An 18643-nucleotide genomic window follows, 5' to 3' on the forward strand; every position below is an offset into this window, starting at 1 on the left:
CTCGTCGTCGGACTGCTCTGCCTCGCCAGCCCCGCGGGTGTGGTGCGGGATACGCGCGGCCCCAGCCGGGACCGCCCTGGGACGGGCATACGCGACGCGTACGCCTTCGGCCCGCCGCCCCCGCAGGACCTCGGCATCGCGGGCCCGGCCGGTGCGCTCCCCCAGGGCGACGACTGGCTGACCGTCAACGTCTGGACACCGGAGCCAGATCCGGCCGCCCACCGCCCGGTGATGGTCTGGATCCACGGCGGCGCCTACAAACTCGGCCACTCCGGCAGCCCCGGCTACGACGCCCGCCGCATCGCCGCCGACGGCGACCTCGTCGTCGTCACCCTCAACTACCGCCTCGGCATGGAGGGGTTCGCCCACATCGAGGGCGCCCCCGCCAACCGGGGTCTGCTCGACCAGGTGGCCGCGCTGGAGTGGGTACGGGACAACATCGCCGCGTTCGGCGGGGATCCGGGCCGGGTCACCGTCTTCGGGGAGTCCGCGGGCGCCGGTTCCGTGGCCTCACTGCTCGCCATGCCGAGTGCCGCCGGACTCTTCGGGCGGGCCATCGCGCAGAGCGTGCCGGGCACCTTCTTCTCACCGGAACTGGCCGTGGACCTCAGCACCGCCCTCGCCGCCGAGGCCGGTCTGCGCCCCACCGTCGCCGACCTCGGCGCCCTCGCTCCCGAGCAACTCGTCAAGGCCGGTCAGGCCCTCGCCCCGAAGATGCCCGGCCGCGTCGACCGCTGGGGACAGGCAGCGCCCACCGTCACCCCGTACGCCCCGGTCGTCGACGGCGAGGTCCTGCCGGTCACGCCCTGGCGGGCGCTGGCCGCCGGCGCTTCTCGCGACGTCGACCTGATGGCCGGTCACAACCGCGACGAGAACCGCCTGTTCTCCATGATGGCGGGCAAGCTCGGCGGGATCGGCGAGGAACGGGCGCGCGCCGCCCTGCGCCTGTACGCGCCGGGCGGCGAGGCGGCCTACCGCGCGGCGTTCCCCGGCGCCTCGGCGAACGACCTCTACGAACGCGTCCAGACGGACTGGCTGTTCGGCATGCCCTCACTCCACCTGGCCGAGGCGCATCTCGCGGGCGGGGGCCGCGCCCACGTCTACGAGCTGACCTGGCCCGCCCCGGCAGACGGCGGCGCCCTCGGCGCCTGCCACGCCCTGGACGTCCCGCTGCTCTTCGGCACCTTCGGGGCCGACCTCGGCCTCCTCGTCTTCGCCGGTGCGGAACCGTCCCCTGAGGCGTTGGCCCTGTCGTCCCGATTCCGGTCGTCCTGGACGGCGTTCGCACGCACGGGCGACCCCGGCTGGCCGGAGTACGACACGGAACGGCGCCTGGTCCAGGTCCTCGACGCGGAGCCGGTCGTCGCGCCGTATCCGGAGGAGGCGTCCCGGCGCCTCTGGGAGGGCTACGAGTTCACGCCGCTGCCCCTCGTGGGGCGGGGCGCGTGAGCGCCAGACTGGCACTGCGTCCGCTGCTGCTGCTCGCGCCCCTGGCGCTGCTCGTCGGGGGCTGCGGGGTGGCCGAGCCCTCCGAGGAGAAGGCGACGGACGAGGCCCGCGAGGTGGCCAAGTCAGTGGGCGAGCGGCTCTACGGCCAGCGCACCCGCACGCCGGATGAGGCGGGGCGTGAGGCCGCCGCCATGGAGGGGGTGGAGGTGATGCGGGTGGACGGCACCTCGTCACGCGACGGGGACGGCCTCGAGCTGGTCGTCCGCACGTCCGGCACGGCGTACAACGCGACCTTCGACATCGAGGAGATCACCGTACGGCGGTGTTTCGCGGTCCGCGTGGCGCCCTGGTCCGAGTGGCGCGAGAAGCCCCGTGACGTGGACTGCCCGGACAGCCTCCCCCTGGTCTTCGGCCCGGCGCCCGAGCCGCTCCAACTGCCCGAAAAGGAACTGCGCGCGAAGCTCCCGCGAGTGCCGGAGGGCGAGCGGGCGGACGAGGCGGAGGTGCGGCGGGTGATCGGCGCGCTGGACATGGACCCGGCCATACACAGCGAGGTGAAGGCGGAGGACGGCCGGGTCGGCGTACTCCTGCTGGTGCCGGGCGACGGTTTCGGCCCGCAGGACTGCGTCCTCGCCCGCGTGGGCCCCGGCGAGAGGGAGGTGTGGGTGCCGCCCCGGATCCAGCGGATGCGCGGGGAGGCCGGCTGCACGGTGTCCAACGCCCTGCACCCGGCACCACCGCCGCACTGAACGCCCGACGCCGGGTCAGGGCGCCTTGAGGGCGCCTATGAAGGCGGACCAGGCGGCGGCTTGGAAGCGGAGGGTTGGTCCGTCGGGGGTCTTGGAGTCGCGGACGGGGGTGGCGGTGGGGTTGCCGCGCCCCATTTCCAGGCAGTTGTCGCCGCTGCCGCCGCTGTAGCTGGACCTGTGCCACGCGTACTCAGAGGTCGTCTCCATGGGCGTAATTCTGCGCCAGCTCCTCGATCATGGACAGGGATTTCGTAGGCGAGAGCGCGGAGACCATGAGGAGTTCGTAGTAGAACCTGTAGCGCCCGACGGTGGCCGGATCGTCGTCCACCCGCCCGGTGCCCACTCCTTCGAGGTAAACCAGCGGAGGAGCGTCCGCGAAGTCCATCAGCTTGACGCAGCCCTGCATCGCGGGGTGCGCTCCCGCATCAAAGGGCAGCACCTGCACGATGACCCGGTTCTCGCGCATGAGGGCGGCGATGTGGTGGAGTGCTCCTGCCATCACATCCCGCCCGCCGGTGGCGCGGCGCAGTGCGGATTCGTCAAGGACGGCCCACAACATAGGCTCTGTTGGATCGGCGAGGATACGGGCCCGCTCCATCCGTGCCGCCACCAGCTCGTCGATCACTTCGTCGGTCGCCGTCGGCTGATAGGCGCGGCAGACGGCCCGGGCGTATGAGGGCGTCTGGAGCAGCCCGGGGATCAGCATCGACGCGTACTCCTTGATCGCCGTAGCTGATCCTTCCGCCTCCGCCGCCTCGGCAAAGTGCTCGGGGTACTTGGACTTCGCCGAAGCCGCACAGTTGCGCCGGAAGAATTCGTCCGTCCCGAGGGCGTCGTCCAGCAGCCCCGCGTACTCGCGCTGCATCCTCCTCGTACCGGACTCCAGCTGGCCGATGAACGAGCCGCTGACGAACAGCCGCCCGCCCAGCTCCTCCTGGCTCAGCCCGGCCTTCTCCCGCGCGTGGCGCAACTCCGCACCCAGCAGGGCGCGGGGGGACGTAGAGGGGTCGAGGTCTTTCGGTCCAGGCATGGCGACGGAACTCCCGGTCCTACAGCAGGGGTTGTTGGGGCGCCCTCTCTGGCCAGGTTAGAGGCGTACCGGACACGCTGTGTGGCGAATCACAAACTCAGCGTGGAGGTGGAGAAGGGTGCGTTCGACCGAGGAAACCGTCGAGTCCCTGCGGCAGGCACTCCTGGGCGCGGGCATCGTCCTGCCGTCCCTGTGCGTCGATCCGGTGACCGGCGCGAGCGACGAGCCGTTCGCCCTGGTCGAGCTGGGACGCTGCAACGTCCGGGTGGCCGAGCGGCTGGCATCGGTGGTGCGGGGTGAGAGCCCGGCCGTCGGCACGCATGCCGTGGACGCGCGGGACGGCCGGGTGGGGGAGGTGATGGGGCACGTCGGTGGCAGCGTGCAACTGCGTCCGGTCGGTGGCGGCCGGGAGTGGGACTGCCCGCACGGGTCGGTCGCGGCGGCGGCGACGGACCAGGTGATGCGGGCCAGACTGCGGCGCACGAACCATGAGAGCGCGCGGGGCTAGATATTGCCTCGCCCGAAGTGGCCGGCCGCTGGCAGGCTGCGCGGGTGGATCACGCAGAGGCGTTGCTCATCGGTGGACGAGCCGGTGTCGGCAAGACGACGGTGGGGTGGGAGGTCTCGGCTCTGCTGCGCTCCGCGGCCGTCGCTCACGCGATCATCGACGGTGACTTCATGGGGCAGGTGCATCCCGCCCCGGAGGGAGACCCGCACCGCGCGGAGATCACCGAGAGCAACCTGACCGCCGTGTGGGCCAACTTCGCCCGGCGCGGATACCGGCGCCTCCTCTACACGAACACCCTGAGCGTGCTGCCGGAGGCGGCGGGCATGTTCGAACGTGCCCTGGGGAGTGGAGTACGCGTCACACGCGTCCTGCTCACCGCCTCCGACGCCACCGCCCGCGAACGGCTGGTGGGTCGCGAACGCGGCTCCGAGCTGGAGCACGAGCTGGAAGGGAGTATCCGCAAGGCACGGCTCCTGGACCAGCGGGCTCCCGAAGACACCGTGCGCGTGGCGACGGACGGGCGGCTCGTCGTCGACGTCGCCCGGGAGGTGGTGGCCGCCACCGGTTGGGCGGCCGTCAGCTCTCCGTGAGAGGCGGCCAGCCCCGCAGGGCTAGGTCGGCCACCTGCCGCAGGTCCTCCTGGGCGGCGCCCCCGGCCGCCTGTACGGCGATGCCGTTGGCGACGGTCATGAGGTAGCGGGCCAAGAGGGCCGGGTCGGTGCCGGGGGGCAGGTCGCCCTCGTCCACGGCGCGCCGGAACCGGTCCCGGAGCCGGTCGACGCCGCCGTTGCGCCAGTCGGCGAGCAGGTCCCGGGCGGCCCGGCCCGACTCGCCGGCGGCGAGGGAACCCTGGACGCCGAGGCAGCCGCTCGGGCGGCCCGGGCTGGTGGTGGTGCGCACCGAGCCGTTCAGGAAGGCGGTGGCGACCTCGCGGGCGGTCGGCTCGTCCAGGGCGCGTGCCAGGTAGGAGGCGGGGCCCTCCTCGTAGCGCTCCAGGGCCTTGCGGAACAGGGCCTCCTTGTTGCCGAACGCCGCGTACATGCTGGTGCGGGTGATGCCCATGGCCTGGGTGAGGTCGGTCAGGCCCGCGCCCTCGTAGCCGTGCTCCCAGAAGACCCGCATCGCGCGCTCCAGCGCCTCGTCGGCGTCGAAGCCCCGCGGCCGGCCGACCGGCGCCTTCTTCCGGCCCCTCTCCGTGGCATCCGTGGCATCCATGGCATCGAGCATACCTCTTCTGTACCGATCGGTTTTGAAGTGCTACGGTCGCTGTTCAGTACCGATCGGTACTTAAATCGACGGAGGTCATTCCCATGGGGCAGTTCGACGGCAAGACCGCGGTGATCACCGGCGGCAGCAGCGGGATCGGTCTGGCCACCGCCCTGCGGCTGGCGGCGGACGGGGCGTACGTGTTCATCACCGGGCGGCGCAAGGCCGAGCTGGACGCGGCCGTGGAGGCGATCGGCGCGGAGCGGGCGACCGCGGTGGCGGGGGACATCGCCGACCAGGCCGACCTGGACCGGCTCTACGACGCGGTCCGCGCCCGCGGCCGGGGGCTCGACGTGCTCTTCGCGAACGCGGGGTCCGGCGCCTTCGCGACGCTGGAGGAGACCACCGAGGAGCACTACGACCAGATCTTCGGGGTCAATGTGCGCGGCACCGTCTTCACCGTGCAGAAGGCGCTGCCGCTGCTCAACGACGGCGCGTCCGTCGTCGTCAACACCTCGGTGCGCGCCGACGACGGGGTCGAGGCGTTCGGCACGTACGCGGCGACCAAGGCGGCGGTCCGTTCGTACGTCCGGACCTGGGCGAACGAGCTGAAGGGCCGGGGCGTGCGGGTCAACGCCGTCTCTCCGGGGACCATCGCCACCCCCGCGGCCGACGCCGTGGCCGCCGGCACCCCGGACCCGGAGGCGACCAAGGCGCGGTTCGCCGCGGGAGTCCCCCTGGGCCGGGTGGGGCGACCCGAGGAGGTCGCCGAGGTGGTCGCCTTCCTCGCATCCCCGCGCAGCAGCTTCGTACTCGGCGTCAACTGGCACGTGGACGGCGGCGAGAACCAGCTCTGAGCCGCCGGGTCAGGCCTGGTCCGGCACCACGATCCGTTCGACCGCCGCCGTCACCAACTGGTCGCGCTCCTCCTCGGTGAACACGTCCGGGAGGGTGAGCTGCTCGACGATCAGCCAGTTCAGGGCGAGGTAGAGCAGCTTGACGGCCATGGCGTCGCCGGGGAGGCCGGAGCCCTGGTGGTAGGCGACGTTGGCGTCGACGTCCTCGCGGATGCGCTCGGTCAGGACCGCGCGCAGGCCGGGGCGCCGGGTGGCCTCCAGGCGCAGTTCGAGCAGCGCGAGGTAGCCGGAGCGGAAGGAGGAGATGCGGTCGACGAGTTCGCGCATCAGCCGGACGTAGGTGGCGCGGTCGTTCCCGGCCGCGCGCTGGCGGGCGATCGTCGTCTCGTCCGGGACGAGACGCTCGTAGACACGGGCGCCGGTCTGGGTGAGCAGGTCGTCGCGGTTGGCGAAGTAGTTGGACGCGGTGCCGGCCGGGACGGCGGCCTCGGCGTCCACCGCCCGGAAGGTCAGGCCCCGGGCGCCCTGCGCGGCCAGTACCTCGATGGCGGCGTCGACGAGGGCGGCGCGCCGCAGGTCGTTCCGTCTGACCACCTCAGAGGCCGCCCATCGGTTCGATGTCGACCCGCACCGGCGTGCCCCACACCCGCAGCACCTCGTAGTCCGTGAACTCGTGGACCAGCCGGTACGCCATGGCCGCCCGCGGGGCGCGCAGTTGGGCCGCGATGTACAGCTCGGCCTCGCGGCGGTCGCGGCGCGGGGTGCCGCACAGCTGCCACGCCTGCCCGTTCCACAGCTCGGGCAGCCAGCGCTGCTGGGGCTGCGGACGGTCGCCCCGCACTCCGTAACGGGACTGGACCGGCTCGGTGGGCCGGGCCGGGAGGGGGCCGCCGTTGTACTCGGCGCGGCGGGCGCTGCGGCGGCGGGTCTCGCACAGCAGGCAGCGGTCGGGGGCGGCCTCGTCGACCGGTCCCGTCGGATGCTCCGGGCAGCGAGTGCTGGGGGCCGCCGTCGCGACGCTCTCCTCCAGCAGGTCCAGCGCGCGCTTCACGTCCGCGCGGACCTCGTGCAGCTTGGCGTCCGGGGTGTCGCCGGTCAGGGCCTCGCCGTGCTCACCGAGGAGGCGCAGGGCGCGGCCCAGGGCGGTCAGCTGGGCGTGGTTCATGTCCTTCAGAATGGCACACGCCGCGGGGCGGCCCCGGGCCGGTGGGCGGGGGCCTGCCCGGCGGGCCTGGTCGCGCAACAGGGCGCCGCGCCCGCCGGAACCGGGGTCGGGGTCCGGGTCGGACGGCCACGGGGCGGGCGCGGCACCCCTCCGCCACCCGGACCGCCGGACGGCGTCGCGCGGGTCAGCCGTCCGCCGCCGCCAGCGCTGCCCTCAGGTGGCCGTCGGAGTCCGCCAGGAGGCGGGCCGCGGTCGGGCCGTCCACGTCGGCGAGGAGGACCAGGATCGCGTGCTTGACCTCGCCGTCGGTGGCGGTCAGCGCGCGCTCGATGTCGGCGTCGGCGGCGCCGGTGGCGAGCGCGACGATCCGGCGTGAGCGGGCGCGCAGCTTCTCGTTGGACGCGCGCACGTCCACCATCAGGTTCCCGTACGTCTTGCCGAGCCGGACCATGGTGATCGTCGACAGCATGTTGAGGACGAGCTTCTGCGCCGTGCCGGCCTTCAGGCGCGTCGACCCGGTGATCAGCTCGGGCCCGGTGACGACCTCGATGCCGTGCTCGGCGGCGGCGGCCAGGGCGCTGCCCTCGTTGCAGGCCAGCCCCACGGTCAGGGCGCCCACCGCGCGGGCGTGCTCGACGGCGCCGACGGCGTACGGGGTGCGGCCGGAGGCGGAGACGCCGACCACCGCGTCGTCGGCGGTGAGCCCGAGGGCCTCCAGGTCGGCACGGGCCAGCTCGGGCGAGTCCTCGGCGCCCTCGACGGAGGTGACCATGGCGTCCGGGCCGCCCGCGATCAGGCCGACGACCTGTCCCGGCGCGGTGTTGAAGGTGGGCGGGCACTCCGAGGCGTCCAGCACCCCGAGCCGTCCGGCGGTCCCGGCGCCCGCGTAGACCAGCCGCCCGCCGCGTGCCATCCGGGCGGCCACGGCGTCGATGGCACCGGCGATCTCCGGCAACCGCGCTGCCACGGCGGCGGCGACGCCGGCGTCCTCACCGTTCATCGTCCGGGCGATGTCGAGGGTGGGCAGCCGATCGATCTCGGCCAGCTCGGGGCGGAACGCCTCGGTGGCGAGTGTCTCCAACTGGGAACGGAGATCGGGGTGATGGGGGGTTGCAGTCATCAGGAAACGGCTCTTTCCAACGTCGGTCTCTGTATTGCCCCAAGGGCGCGGGGAACTGCGCGACCAGCCACAACGGACGCGCGGCCGCGAACGGCGATTGCCCCTACGGTCTCCCGCGGAGCGCCCCGTGCCGATGGGCCAGCGCTTCGTAGGACGCCGCCAAAGCCGGCGCAGCCGAGTCGTACGTCCGCTGCGCCACCCCCACGAACAGGCAGTCCACCACCAGCAGCTGACTCGTCCGGGAGGACATCGCCGCCGGCCGCAGCTCACTCTCCCGCGACGTCGACGTGGTCAGCACGTGGTCGGCGTACTGCGTGACGGGGCTGTCGGGGCGGCCGGTGATGGCGACGGTCGTCGCGCCGCGTTCGAAGGCGGCCCGCAGCGGTTCGATGACGTCGCCGGTCGACCCGGAGTGGGTGATCGCGAGGGCGACGTCGCCGGTGCGCAGCTGCACCGCGTTGGTCACGGCGAGGTGCGGGTCGTTGTGGGCGTGGGCTATCAGGCCTATGCGCAGGAGTTTCTGGGTGAGATCCTGGGCGACCAGGCCGGAGGCGCCGATGCCGTACACATCGGTGCGGCGGGCGGCCGCCAGCGCGGCGACGGCCGCGCCGAGCTGGCCGGTGTCCAGCCCGGCGGCGGTGTCGGCGAGGGTCTGCTGCTCGTCGTAGGCCAGCTTGGCGACGACGTCGGCGATCGGGTCGTCCACCGCGATGTCGGTCGTGATGGCGGGCGCGCGGCCGGACTGCTGCTGGGCGGCGAGCCCGGCCAGGGCGAGGCGCAGGTCGCGGTAGCCGGGGTAGCCGAGCAGCCGGGCGGTGCGGACGACGGTCGCCTCGCTGGTGCCGGTCAGCTCGGCGAGACCGGTGACCGTGAGGGCGGCGCAGCCGGCCGGGTCGCCGGCGACGGCTTCGGCGACCCGCTGCATGGAGCGGGTCATCGACGGCGCCAGGGTGCGCACCTTGGCCGCGAGGGCGGCGGGCGCGGGCGGCGCGGTCCCGCCGCCGGCGGCGCGACGGCCCCCGGAGGCCTTCGCGAAAGTTTCCTTCACTTCATCGGTCACTCATGAAAGATATTTTCGTTTCGGTCCGCGGGTCAAGAGTGCGCACAATGGGTGCATGGACCCCATCAGCCCCCTGGAGCAGACGCTGCACGCCGCGCGCGCTCTCGTGCTCGCCGATCTGGTGGCGGGCGAGGTAGCCGAGCCGGACGTCGTGTCGCTGGTCGAGGAGTCCGTCGTACAACGGCGTTGGTGGGTCGAGCAGTGGCCCGAGGGCGCGGAGTTCGTGGCCGGGCTGGTCGCGCAGGACGTGCAGGACGCCCTGCTGGAGCGCTACGGCCGCTGGCCGCTCTGCCCGGTCTGCGGCTCCGGCGACCCGCACGCGCTGGACGTCGAGCCGGAGCTGGGTCCCGACCCCCACTGGGTGTGCGGCAAGGCGGGCGTGAAGGTCGCCGCGGTCGGTTCGCTGGGCGGCGCCATCGGCGGCTCCGCACCGTGAGGACGCCCCGGTGACCGTCTACATCGACCCGCCGACCTGGCCCGGCCACGGCCGCATGTGGTCGCACCTGGTCAGCGACGTCTCCTACGCCGAGCTGCACGCGTTCGCCGCGAGGCTGGGCGTGCCGCGCCGCGCCTTCGAACGCGACCACTACGACGTCCCCGCCCAGCGGTACGCCGACGCGGTGTCCGCCGGTGCGCTGGAGGTCAGCAGCCGCGAGGTGGTGCGGCTGCTGCACGGGGCGGGGCTGCGGCGCCGCAAGGGCGCGGGGACCGGGTCCGGAGCCGGGACTCAGCCGCGCAGTTCGTAGGCGAGTTGTCCCTCGTCTTGTCCCTCGTCGCCGGCGACCCGGGTGAAGCCGGCGCGGGTGATCACTGCCTGGGAGGCGACGTTGGCGGGCTCGGTCGTGGCGAACACCGACGTCACCTCCTCCCGCGCCAGCGCCCACGCGGACAGCGCGCGCAGCGCCTCGGTGGCGTAGCCGTGGCCGCGGGCCGCCTCGGCGAGGTCGTAGCCGATCTCCACGCGCCCGTCCTCGTCCGGCGGCCCGTGGAAGCCCATACCGCCGACCGCGCGGCCGTCCTCCCGGCGCACCAGTGCGAACACGCCCCACTCCGGCCGGTGCACGCCCCCCTCGTACGCCTTGAGCAGCATCGTGGCGGCGTCCCGGGTGCCCTGGAAGGGCCCGCTGCCCACCCACTCGAACCCGCCGTCGCCGCCCGCGGCGAGGTCGGTGGCGGCGGCCGGCGTGACGCCCTGGAGGGTGAGCCGTTCGGCCGGGATCACCAGGTTGTTGCGCCAGCGCCACTCGGTGACCGGGGCACGTCCGGGCAGGTCGCCGCGGCCGGTGGCCCACAGCAGGGTGCGCCAGGGGTCGGGGCCGGGCTGGACGTGCGGGAAGAGCCGGGCGAGGACGTCCGCGCACAGCCGGGCCGGCGGCTCGTAGGCCAGGCCGAGGCCCTCGGCGATGTCGTGCGTGTGCAGGAACACCTCGGCGATCCCCATCGAGGCGAAGCCCTCGCGATTCGCGCTGCGGTAGGGGTACGGGTGGAAGGCGCGGACCTCGCGCGGGGTGGTGCGCAGGGTCGCGGCGAGCAGCGCGCAGGTCGTTTCGATCACATGGAGCACGCCCTCGTTGTCGGTGCCCTCGTCGAAGGTGATCTCGAAGGGGACGTACGCGTCGGTGGCGCGTCCGGCCAACTGCCCCGCGTAGGCGATGAGATCGCCCGCGACGTGCTCCGCCGTGTACCGGCAGCTCCACTCCAGCCGGCCCGCCCGCGCCGTCTCCCAGTCCCGGTCGACCGCCGTCCGCAGCAGCGCGACGGCGCTCGCGACGGCTTCCTCCACCTGTTCCCCGCCCATGGTCCGCATGCCGGGCAGGCTAAGCGTCCGGGGAGTCCTTGAGCGACAGCATTTCCAGCTCGCCGGTGATGTTGTGGCGTGCGGTCGCCTCCCACTCCCGGCGGCCGTGCGGGGTGTGGAACAGCCGGGGCAGGGCGAGCAGCTGTCGCAGGACCGCGGCCCGGCCCTCGCGGAAGGCGTCGTTCGGCACGAAGTGGTACTCCTCGCGCACGGCGGCCGTGTACGCCGCGTACGCCGACGGCGGCGAGGCGAGGACCGCCAGGTCCGCGTCGCACAGCACCTGTCCGTCGCGGTCGTCGTCGGCCGGGGCGTGGGTGACGGTGAGGCGGACCAGCCGGGCCACCTCGGCGGTGCGCCCCGCCGGGACCCCGGCCTCGGCCAGGGCGCGCTCGGCGAGCCGGGCCGAGCGCTCCTCGTTCTCGGAGCGCTCGGGGAGGTAGACCGCGTCGTGGAACCAGGCGGCGAGCCGGACGGCGGCCAAGTCGTCGGCGTGCTCGGCCAGTACGTCGACGTGGTCCAGTACGGCGGTCAGGTGCGCGAGCGTGTGGTACCGCCGGTGCGGCTCCTGCCAGCGGGCGAGCAGACGGTCGGCGTACGGCGCCGGGTCGGGGCCGGAACCGGGGGCGGCGGCTTGCTCCAGGGCACGGGCGAAGCGGGAGCGCAGGGCGTCGAGGTCGGCCATGCGCCCATTCTTCCAGCGACAGCTCCGGTGATAACCTCTCACTCAATCTTGACGATGAAGCGGCGATGAAGCGACGTGGAAGAGGAGAGGCGGCGGACCATGCCCGAGGCGCGCACCGGGACCCCGCGCGAGCGCTACCGCACCCAGGTGCGCGCGGAGATCAAGGAACACGCGTGGGAGCAGATCGCCGCGGCGGGCGCCTCCGCGCTCTCGCTCAACGCGATCGCCAAGCGGATGGGCATGAGCGGGCCCGCGCTCTACCGGTACTTCGCCGGCCGCGACGAGCTGATCACCGAACTGGTCCGGGACGCCTACCGCAGCCTCGCCGACGACTTCAAGGCGGCCGCCGGCTCCGGCGCCGGCCTCGCCGGACTCGCGCACGTCCTGCGCACCTGGGCCCTCGCCGACCCCCAGCGCTACTTCCTCGTCTTCGGCACCCCCGTCCCCGGCTACCACGCCCCCGACGACATCACCGGGATCGCCGCCGAGACCATGGCGGTCATCCTCGACGCCTGCGCCGCACTGCCGTCGGACGGCCCCGCCGCCGACTTCGACGCCCACCTCGACGGCCACCGGCAGTGGGCGGCCGGCCACCCGGCCCCCGCCGCGGCCCTGCACCGCGCCCTCGCCTTCTGGACCCGCGTGCACGGCGCCCTCTCCCTCGAACTCGCCGGACACTTCAACGGCATGGGCTTCGACCCCGCCCTGCTCTTCGACGCCGAGGTCGACGACCTGTCGGGACGCTGACCGCGGCCACCGCCCGGCCCTAACGTGGGGTCCATGACGACTCCTGCCGACGTGAACGACGTACGCGACCCCGAGCTGCCCGGGCGGCTGCTGACCATCGAGCGGGACGCACTGGTGCCCCTGCTGCGGGCGCGGGCGGACGCGGACTTCGCGCTGCCCGTGGCCGCGTGTCCGGGCTGGACCGTGCGCGACGTGCTGGCGCACTGCTCCAGCGCGCTGATCCGGGTGGTGGAGAACCGCTTCGAGGAGGGCGTCTTCTCGCCCGCGTCCAACGACCGCGACATCGCCGCACGCGCGGACTGGAGCAACGCCCGCGTCGTGGACGAGCTGGAGCGCGGCATGACCGAGGCCGGTCCGGTGATCGGCCGCGCGGGCGGCGCGCTGGACGGGGTCGCGCTGGGGGAGTGGGTGCACGCGGGTGACGTGCGGACGGCCCTGGGCGAGCCGGGCGCGTACGCCGGGCCCGGCCTGCCCGCCGCCCTCGCGCTGCTCGCCACCCTCACCCGCGACCGCGGCCACGTGCCGCTCCACGCCGACCTCGACGACGTGGACGAGCCCCTGAAACTGGGCGCGGTGAGCGGTGAGCGGCCCCCGGGCCGGTTCATCGGCGACGCCGCCACCCTCGTACGGCTGTACGCGGGCCGGCCGGCGGGCGACCCGGCCGGGTACGAGCTGGCCGGGGTGGAAGCGGCGGAGCTGAACCTCTTCGGCGACTGAGGGGCGCCCCGGCCCGCCGTCTGGGCGTAGTCTTGGATTGGACTAGACCTGTAGCAGGCCGACGAATGGGGTCCCATGAGCAAGCGTGCAGTCCTGGAGGTGATCGCCCTCGACGTCGAGGACGCGGTCGCCGCCCAGGTTGGAGGCGCGGATCGCCTCGAACTGGTCACCGACATGGCGGCCGACGGACTCACCCCGTCGGCCGAGACCGTCGCCGCGATCCGCGCCGCCGTCGACATCGACCTGCGGGTGATGCTGCGCCTCGCGGACGGGTTCGCCGCCGGGGACGTCGAACGGCTGACGCGGCTGGCCGGCCGGATGCGGGAGGCCGGGGCGACGGAGTTCGTGCTCGGGTTCCTCGACCCGGACGGGGACGTGGACCTCCACGCGGTGGAGCGGATCGCGGGCGTGCTGCACGGGTGCCGGTGGACCTTCCACCGGGCGATCGACCGCGCCGCGAACCGCGACGCCCTGCGCAAGCAGCTCGGGGACTTCCCGGGGCTGGACACCTACCTCACGGCCGGCGCGGCCGGCGGCGTGGACGAGGGCATGACCGTCCTGCTCGCCGAGGCGCGGCGCCGGGGCGAGCCGGGCTACGAGCAGCAGCTCCTCGTCGGCGGCGGCCTGCGCCTCGACCACGTGCCGGGGCTGCTGGCGGCGGGGATCGACGCGTTCCACATCGGCGGGGCGGCGAGGCCCTCCGGGTGGGCGGGGCCGGTGTCGGCGGAGGCGGTTCGGGAGTGGCGCCGGGTGTTGGGAGACTAATCCCTCCCCAGCTGCGGGCAGTCGTGCCTCCCCCAGTGCCTGAACGGCCTGGGAGGTACCCCCAGGGGCGGCACGGGTGGGCGGTGGGGGTCCCCCCGCTCGAGCGAAGCCGAGAGTGGGGGAGGCACCCGGCAAGCGCCGGGCCGCGTCACCCACCCCCGGGCACGCTAACCAAGCTGCGGCGGCAGCTCCGTCGCGTGCGTCACGATCAGCCCCGAGACCGCACGCGTCAGCGCCACGTACAGCCGCCGCAGCCCCGTCCGCTCGTCCGGCTCGCCGTCCACCACGGCCCGCGGTTCGTCCAGCACCACGTAGTCGTACTCCAGGCCCTTGGCCAGCGAGGCCGGCACCAGGGTCAGCCGCGTGGCGTGGGTGGTCTCCTCGCCCGGCCCGACGTACCCGACGCCCGCCGCGTCGAGCGCCGCCGCCAGCTCCGGCACCCGCGCGTCCGCCGCGATCAGGCCGACCGAGCCCTCGCGGGAGAGCAGCTCGTCGCAGGCCGCCAGTACTCCGGCCGTTCCCGCGGGCGTCGTACGGACGTCGAAGAAGCCCGGATTCTCGCGGATCGACGCGACCGGCGTCAGGCCCGGCGCGATGTGCGGCAGCAGCCGGGAGGCGTACGCGATGACGTCCGTCGGCACGCGGAAACCGGCCGTCAGCTCCTCCACCACGGCCTCGCCCTTGCCCAGGTGCCCCAGCGCCTCGGCCCAGCTCCGCGTCGCCCACGGCGTGGTGCCCTGCGCCAGGTCGCCGAGGACGGTCGCCGAGCCGGTGGTGCAGCGCCGGCCCACCGCGCGGTACTGCATCGGGGAGAGGTCCTGCGCCTCGTCGAGGACCACGTGCCCGAGCGAGTGGGTGCGCTCTACCAGGTCGGTCGCCTCGTCGATCAGCACGGCGTCCGCGGGCGACCACTTGGCGGACTTCACCGAGCGGGCCGGCTTCACCCACAGCACCGCCTTCTGCTCGTCCGCGGAGAGCACCCCCGCGGCGTGCTCGGCGAGGAAGTCCGCGTCGGAGAGGAGCCGCAGGACCAGCTTGGCGGGGTCGACCGGCGGCCAGATCTCCTTCACCGCGGCCTTCACCGCCGTGTTGCGCGCCACCGCGTTCTGCACCCGGTCGTCCGGCGCCTCGCCCGCCCGCTCCATCTGCACCAGCACGAGGTGGGCGATGCGCTGCGGCAGCGCCTCGCGGGCGGCACCGTAGCGGATGTCGCGGGCGAGCAGCTCACGGACGATCTCCTCCAGCTCGTACGCCGCCACCCGCCAGCGCCGCGAGCCGCGCACCACGACGATCCCCTCGGCGGGCGGGGAGACGTGCGCGTACAGGGCCCGGCGCAGCACCTCCGCCATCCGCGCGTCGCCCTTGACCACCGCCGTCGCCGCCTCGTCCGTACCACGCACCTCCACGTGACCGACCAGGTCCTCGACGGTGGCCTGGCGGACCGTCAGCTCGCCGAGGGCCGGGAGCACCTGCTCGATGTAGTGCAGGAAGGACCGGTTCGGCCCGATGACCAGCGTGCCGGTGCGGGCCAGGCGCTCGCGGTGGGCGTACAGGAGGTAGGCGACCCGGTGCAGGCCGACGGCGGTCTTGCCGGTGCCGGGGCCGCCCTGCACGCAGACCGAGCCGGACAGCCCGGCGCGCACGATCTCGTCCTGCTCGGGCTGGATCGTCGCGACGATGTCCCGCATCGGCCCGACGCGCGGCCGCTCGATCTCCTGCTGGAGCAGCTTGCTGGTGGTCGCCGCCTCGGCCGGGTCGGACAGGTGCTCGTCCTCGTACGCCGTGAGGTCCCCGCCGGTGTAGCCGAAGCGGCGGCGCAGCGAGACGTCCAGCGGGTCGTTCTTCGACGCCCGGTAGAACGGCTGCGACACCGGCGCCCGCCAGTCGATCACCATCGGGTCGCCGTCCGCGTCGTGCACGTGCCGGCGCCCGACGTAGAAGCGCTCGCCCTCCGCGCCCTCGGCCCGCTCGGCACCGGGAGCGTGCAGGTAGTCGAGCCGGCCGAAGAACAGCGGGGTCTCGCTGAGGTCGGCCAGCGCCTTGATGCGGTCCTCGATCTGGCGTTCCAGGACAGCGGCGTTGACCCAGTTCGCGGTCACGTCGGAGATGTCGAGGGTCTCCACGTCCTCGCGCATGGCGCGCAGGGCGGAGCGCGAGGCGGCCAGGTGGGCGCGCTCGCGGGACAGGGGGTCGTCGTGGACGGGCGTGGACAAGGCGGTGCCTCCGGGTGACCTGCGGTGCGGTGGGCGCGGGCGCGCGCGGGAAGCCGACCGGTTTCCAACCGGACGACGGCACTCCGTGAGGGAGGCGGGCAAGAGCGGAGATTTTAGAGGAGGGGGCGGCCGGCGGGCCAACCCTTTTCCACCCTCTGGTGTCATCCCCCGCTCGACCCCTAGGGGACGGGCCCTCCGACCTGAGGGGCACCCGTCCCCCGGGAGGTGTACGCGGGGGCGGAGCGGGTTCGGTCCCGAGACCGATGCCGGTGGGGGCCGGGCGGTCGCACCATGGAGACATGAGCGCAGCAACCATGTACCCCGCCCCGGCACCGGTCCGTGCGTCCGGTGCCACGCCCGTGGCCGGCAGCCACCGGCACCGGCTCGGCGACGCCGTGCGCGCCGTGCGGGTGTTCGCGGGCGCCGCCTTCGACGTAGTGATCCTCGGCGCGTACGGGGAGGAGGCCGGCGTCCGCCGCCACTGACCCCGGGCCGACGGGACTCGGGAAGGCCCCCTCAGACCCCCTCGCCGAGCACCTCGTCCGCGTCCATGATCCGGTACGCGTAGCCCTGTTCCGCCAGGAAGCGCTGGCGGTGGGCGGCGAAGTCCTGGTCGAGGGTGTCGCGGGCGACGACCGAGTAGAAGTGCGCCTGGTGACCGTCGGCCTTCGGACGCAGCACCCGGCCGAGCCGCTGTGCCTCCTCCTGCCGGGAGCCGAAGGTGCCCGACACCTGGATCGCGACCGTCGCCTCCGGCAGGTCGATCGAGAAGTTCGCGACCTTGGAGACGACGAGCACGCTGATCTCGCCCTGCCGGAAGGAGTCGAAGAGCTTCTCCCGCTGGGCGTTGGACGTCTCACCCTTGATGACCGGCGCGCCCAGGTGCTCGCCCAGTTCGTCGAGCTGGTCGATGTACTGGCCGATGACGAGGATCTGCTGCCCGGCGAAACGCCGCACGATCGCCTCCGTCACCTTCCGCTTGGTGTCGGTCGTCGCGCAGAAGCGGTACTTCTCCTCCGTCTCGGCGGTGGCGTACGCCAGCCGCTCGGAGTCGGTGAGGTTGACCCGGACCTCCACGCAGTCGGCGGGCGCGATGTAGCCCTGCGCCTCGATCTCCTTCCACGGCGCGTCGAACCGCTTCGGGCCGATGAGGGAGAAGACGTCGGACTCGCGGCCGTCCTCGCGGACGAGCGTCGCGGTCAGACCGAGCCGCCGCCGGGCCTGGAGATCGGCGGTGAACTTGAAGACCGGCGCCGGCAGCAGGTGCACCTCGTCGTAGACGATCAGCCCCCAGTCCCGGGAGTCGAACAGCTCCAGGTGCGGGTAGACGCCCTTCCGCCGGGTCGTCAGCACCTGGTACGTGGCGATGGTGACCGGCCGGATCTCCTTCTTCGTGCCGCTGTACTCGCCGATCTCGTCCTCGGTCAGCGACGTGCGCTTCACCAGCTCGTGCTTCCACTGCCGGGCGGAGACGGTGTTCGTGACGAGGATCAGCGTCGTCGACTTGGCCTGCGCCATCGCACCGGCCCCGACCAGCGTCTTGCCCGCACCGCAGGGCAGGACGACGACACCGCTGCCGCCGTGCCAGAAGTTCTCCACCGCCTGCTTCTGGTACGGGCGCAGCGCCCAGCCGTCCTCCGCCAGCTCGATCGGGTGCGCCTCGCCGTCGACGTACCCGGCGAGGTCCTCGGCGGGCCAGCCGAGCTTGAGCAGCGTCTGCTTGATCTGCCCGCGCTCGGAGGGGTGCACGGCCACCGTGTCGGGGTCGATGCGGGTGCCGACCAGCGGCGCGATCCGCTTCGACTTCAGGACCTCCTCCAGCACCGGGCGGTCGGTCGTCGTCAGGACGAGGCCGTGCGCGGGGTGCTTGGAGAGGGTGAGGCGGCCGTAGCGGTCCATCGTCTCGGCGATGTCGACGAGCAGCGCGTGCGGCACGGGGTAGCGGCTGTACTCGACGAGGGCGTCCACGACCTGCTCGGCGTCGTGGCCGGCCGCCCGCGCGTTCCACAGGCCCAGCGGTGTCACCCGGTAGGTGTGGATGTGCTCGGGCGCCCGCTCCAGCTCGGCGAACGGCGCGATGGCCCGACGGCAGTCACCGGCCCGCTCGTGGTCGACTTCCAGGAGCAGGGTCTTGTCGGACTGGACGATCAGCGGACCATTCACGGGCGGCACCCTTTCGCGTGCGTACGGCCGACAGCGACTCGACGGATCGGCCAAACGTCCAGTGTGCCTGATCGCGCCGCCGGGCTACTTGAGACCGATGTTGTTGATCAGCGGCCCCTCGATGGTGACGCCCTCGGTGACCAGCGGCTCCACGCCGGTGACGGGCAGCGGGAGCGGCAGCGCGGCGGCCTTGGGGGCGAGCGCGCCGAACAGCGCCGCGGCGGTGATCAGGGCGGCCACGGAGACGGCGACGGCGGAACGGGCGGCGGAGCGGAGGGGATCGGCGGTCTTGGGACGCATGGCCTTACCCCCTCGTGCGCCCCCTGGCCCCTCTCCCGCGCGACCTCCGGCGGCGCCCCGACCGTCTAAAGAAAAACGTATGCGTCTCCCACTAGTGTCACACACATACCCATC

General features: G+C 73.5%; 23 protein-coding genes. 11 read left to right on the forward strand and 12 right to left on the reverse strand.

Going from position 1 to position 18643, the window contains the following annotated elements; translation table 11 throughout:
* Positions 1-12: 12 nt before the first annotated feature.
* Both DMH12_RS27495 and DMH12_RS27500 read left to right on the forward strand, forming a co-directional pair.
* On the forward strand, positions 13-1449 hold the full coding sequence (locus tag DMH12_RS27495) for a carboxylesterase/lipase family protein (RefSeq protein WP_260474363.1): 1437 nt from the start codon (positions 13-15) through the stop codon (positions 1447-1449).
* Positions 1446-2198, forward strand: a complete 753-nt coding sequence (locus DMH12_RS27500; RefSeq protein WP_260474362.1) for a translation initiation factor IF-2 — start codon at positions 1446-1448, stop codon at positions 2196-2198. Before DMH12_RS27495 ends, DMH12_RS27500 begins: the two co-directional genes overlap by 4 nt.
* A 15-nt stretch (positions 2199-2213) precedes the next feature.
* Here DMH12_RS27500 and DMH12_RS27505 read toward each other — a convergent pair whose 3' ends face one another.
* Positions 2214-2405 (reverse strand): DUF397 domain-containing protein, encoded by a 192-nt coding sequence (locus tag DMH12_RS27505; protein WP_125494144.1) that lies wholly within the window; start codon positions 2403-2405, stop codon positions 2214-2216.
* On the reverse strand, positions 2389-3228 hold the full coding sequence (locus DMH12_RS27510) for a helix-turn-helix transcriptional regulator (RefSeq protein WP_125494145.1): 840 nt from the start codon (positions 3226-3228) through the stop codon (positions 2389-2391). The genes DMH12_RS27505 and DMH12_RS27510 overlap by 17 nt, the downstream gene beginning before the upstream one ends.
* 118 nt (positions 3229-3346) lie before the next feature.
* Between DMH12_RS27510 and DMH12_RS27515 the strand changes: the two genes are divergently transcribed.
* Together DMH12_RS27515 and DMH12_RS27520 are read left to right on the forward strand one after the other, a co-directional pair.
* The gene (locus tag DMH12_RS27515) at positions 3347-3736 is read left to right on the forward strand and encodes a hypothetical protein (protein WP_125494146.1); all 390 of its coding nucleotides are present in this window, start codon (positions 3347-3349) and stop codon (positions 3734-3736) included.
* A 44-nt stretch (positions 3737-3780) separates the two neighbouring features.
* Positions 3781-4326 (forward strand): hypothetical protein, encoded by a 546-nt coding sequence (locus DMH12_RS27520; RefSeq protein ID WP_125494147.1) that lies wholly within the window; start codon positions 3781-3783, stop codon positions 4324-4326.
* Here the strand turns inward: DMH12_RS27520 and DMH12_RS27525 are convergent.
* Positions 4313-4951: a TetR/AcrR family transcriptional regulator gene (locus DMH12_RS27525; RefSeq protein ID WP_125494148.1), complete on the reverse strand. Its 639-nt coding sequence runs from the start codon at positions 4949-4951 to the stop codon at positions 4313-4315. The genes DMH12_RS27520 and DMH12_RS27525 overlap by 14 nt on opposite strands.
* A gap of 95 nt (positions 4952-5046) precedes the next feature.
* On the opposite strand from DMH12_RS27525, the gene DMH12_RS27530 reads away from it, so the two are divergent.
* Positions 5047-5799 (forward strand): SDR family NAD(P)-dependent oxidoreductase, encoded by a 753-nt coding sequence (locus DMH12_RS27530; protein WP_125494149.1) that lies wholly within the window; start codon positions 5047-5049, stop codon positions 5797-5799.
* Between the two features lie 9 nt (positions 5800-5808).
* Here DMH12_RS27530 and DMH12_RS27535 read toward each other — a convergent pair whose 3' ends face one another.
* From DMH12_RS27535 to DMH12_RS27550, 4 genes are all read right to left on the reverse strand, one after another.
* Positions 5809-6393 carry a TetR/AcrR family transcriptional regulator gene (locus DMH12_RS27535; RefSeq protein ID WP_125494150.1) on the reverse strand — a complete coding sequence of 195 codons (585 nt, stop codon included), beginning with the start codon at positions 6391-6393 and terminating at the stop codon, positions 5809-5811.
* Position 6394: 1 nt separating this feature from the next.
* Entirely contained in the window at positions 6395-6964 is a 570-nt protein-coding gene (locus tag DMH12_RS27540; protein ID WP_125494151.1) for a hypothetical protein, read from the reverse strand.
* A gap of 184 nt (positions 6965-7148) precedes the next feature.
* A complete protein-coding gene (gene murQ / locus DMH12_RS27545) occupies positions 7149-8084 on the reverse strand; it encodes an N-acetylmuramic acid 6-phosphate etherase (RefSeq protein WP_125494152.1) in 936 nt (311 codons plus the stop codon).
* Between the two features lie 103 nt (positions 8085-8187).
* Entirely contained in the window at positions 8188-9144 is a 957-nt protein-coding gene (locus DMH12_RS27550) for a MurR/RpiR family transcriptional regulator (RefSeq protein ID WP_399188973.1), read from the reverse strand.
* A 55-nt stretch (positions 9145-9199) separates the two neighbouring features.
* On the opposite strand from DMH12_RS27550, the gene DMH12_RS27555 reads away from it, so the two are divergent.
* Both DMH12_RS27555 and DMH12_RS27560 read left to right on the forward strand, forming a co-directional pair.
* Complete coding sequence (locus tag DMH12_RS27555; RefSeq protein ID WP_125494154.1) at positions 9200-9580, forward strand: hypothetical protein; 381 nt, start codon at positions 9200-9202, stop codon at positions 9578-9580.
* Positions 9581-9590: 10 nt separating this feature from the next.
* On the forward strand, positions 9591-9890 hold the full coding sequence (locus tag DMH12_RS27560) for a DUF4031 domain-containing protein (RefSeq protein ID WP_125494155.1): 300 nt from the start codon (positions 9591-9593) through the stop codon (positions 9888-9890).
* On the opposite strand, the gene DMH12_RS27565 is transcribed toward DMH12_RS27560, so the two are convergent.
* The gene (locus DMH12_RS27565) at positions 9872-10951 is read right to left on the reverse strand and encodes a GNAT family N-acetyltransferase (protein WP_125494156.1); all 1080 of its coding nucleotides are present in this window, start codon (positions 10949-10951) and stop codon (positions 9872-9874) included. The two genes, DMH12_RS27560 and DMH12_RS27565, sit on opposite strands and share 19 nt — an antisense overlap.
* 10 nt (positions 10952-10961) lie before the next feature.
* Positions 10962-11624, reverse strand: a complete 663-nt coding sequence (locus DMH12_RS27570; protein ID WP_125494157.1) for a hypothetical protein — start codon at positions 11622-11624, stop codon at positions 10962-10964.
* A gap of 99 nt (positions 11625-11723) precedes the next feature.
* Between DMH12_RS27570 and DMH12_RS27575 the strand changes: the two genes are divergently transcribed.
* The 3 genes from DMH12_RS27575 (at position 11724) to DMH12_RS27585 (ending at position 13853) form a co-directional block, all read left to right on the forward strand.
* Positions 11724-12371 (forward strand): TetR/AcrR family transcriptional regulator, encoded by a 648-nt coding sequence (locus DMH12_RS27575; RefSeq protein WP_125494158.1) that lies wholly within the window; start codon positions 11724-11726, stop codon positions 12369-12371.
* Between the two features lie 33 nt (positions 12372-12404).
* The gene (locus DMH12_RS27580; protein WP_125494159.1) at positions 12405-13088 is read left to right on the forward strand and encodes a maleylpyruvate isomerase family mycothiol-dependent enzyme; all 684 of its coding nucleotides are present in this window, start codon (positions 12405-12407) and stop codon (positions 13086-13088) included.
* Positions 13089-13163: 75 nt separating this feature from the next.
* The gene (locus tag DMH12_RS27585; RefSeq protein ID WP_125494160.1) at positions 13164-13853 is read left to right on the forward strand and encodes a copper homeostasis protein CutC; all 690 of its coding nucleotides are present in this window, start codon (positions 13164-13166) and stop codon (positions 13851-13853) included.
* A 167-nt stretch (positions 13854-14020) separates the two neighbouring features.
* Here DMH12_RS27585 and DMH12_RS27590 read toward each other — a convergent pair whose 3' ends face one another.
* On the reverse strand, positions 14021-16066 hold the full coding sequence (locus tag DMH12_RS27590; RefSeq protein ID WP_125494161.1) for an ATP-binding domain-containing protein: 2046 nt from the start codon (positions 16064-16066) through the stop codon (positions 14021-14023).
* Between the two features lie 299 nt (positions 16067-16365).
* On the opposite strand from DMH12_RS27590, the gene DMH12_RS27595 reads away from it, so the two are divergent.
* A complete protein-coding gene (locus tag DMH12_RS27595; RefSeq protein WP_185832580.1) occupies positions 16366-16551 on the forward strand; it encodes a hypothetical protein in 186 nt (61 codons plus the stop codon).
* 31 nt (positions 16552-16582) lie between these two features.
* Here the strand turns inward: DMH12_RS27595 and DMH12_RS27600 are convergent, their stop codons facing one another.
* Entirely contained in the window at positions 16583-18229 is a 1647-nt protein-coding gene (locus tag DMH12_RS27600) for a DNA repair helicase XPB (protein WP_125494163.1), read from the reverse strand.
* An 84-nt stretch (positions 18230-18313) separates the two neighbouring features.
* Positions 18314-18529 carry a hypothetical protein gene (locus DMH12_RS27605; RefSeq protein WP_125494164.1) on the reverse strand — a complete coding sequence of 72 codons (216 nt, stop codon included), beginning with the start codon at positions 18527-18529 and terminating at the stop codon, positions 18314-18316.
* Positions 18530-18643: the final 114 nt, after the last annotated feature.

It is taken from the genome of Streptomyces sp. WAC 04229, from assembly GCF_003947455.1.
Lineage (GTDB): Bacteria > Actinomycetota > Actinomycetes > Streptomycetales > Streptomycetaceae > Streptomyces.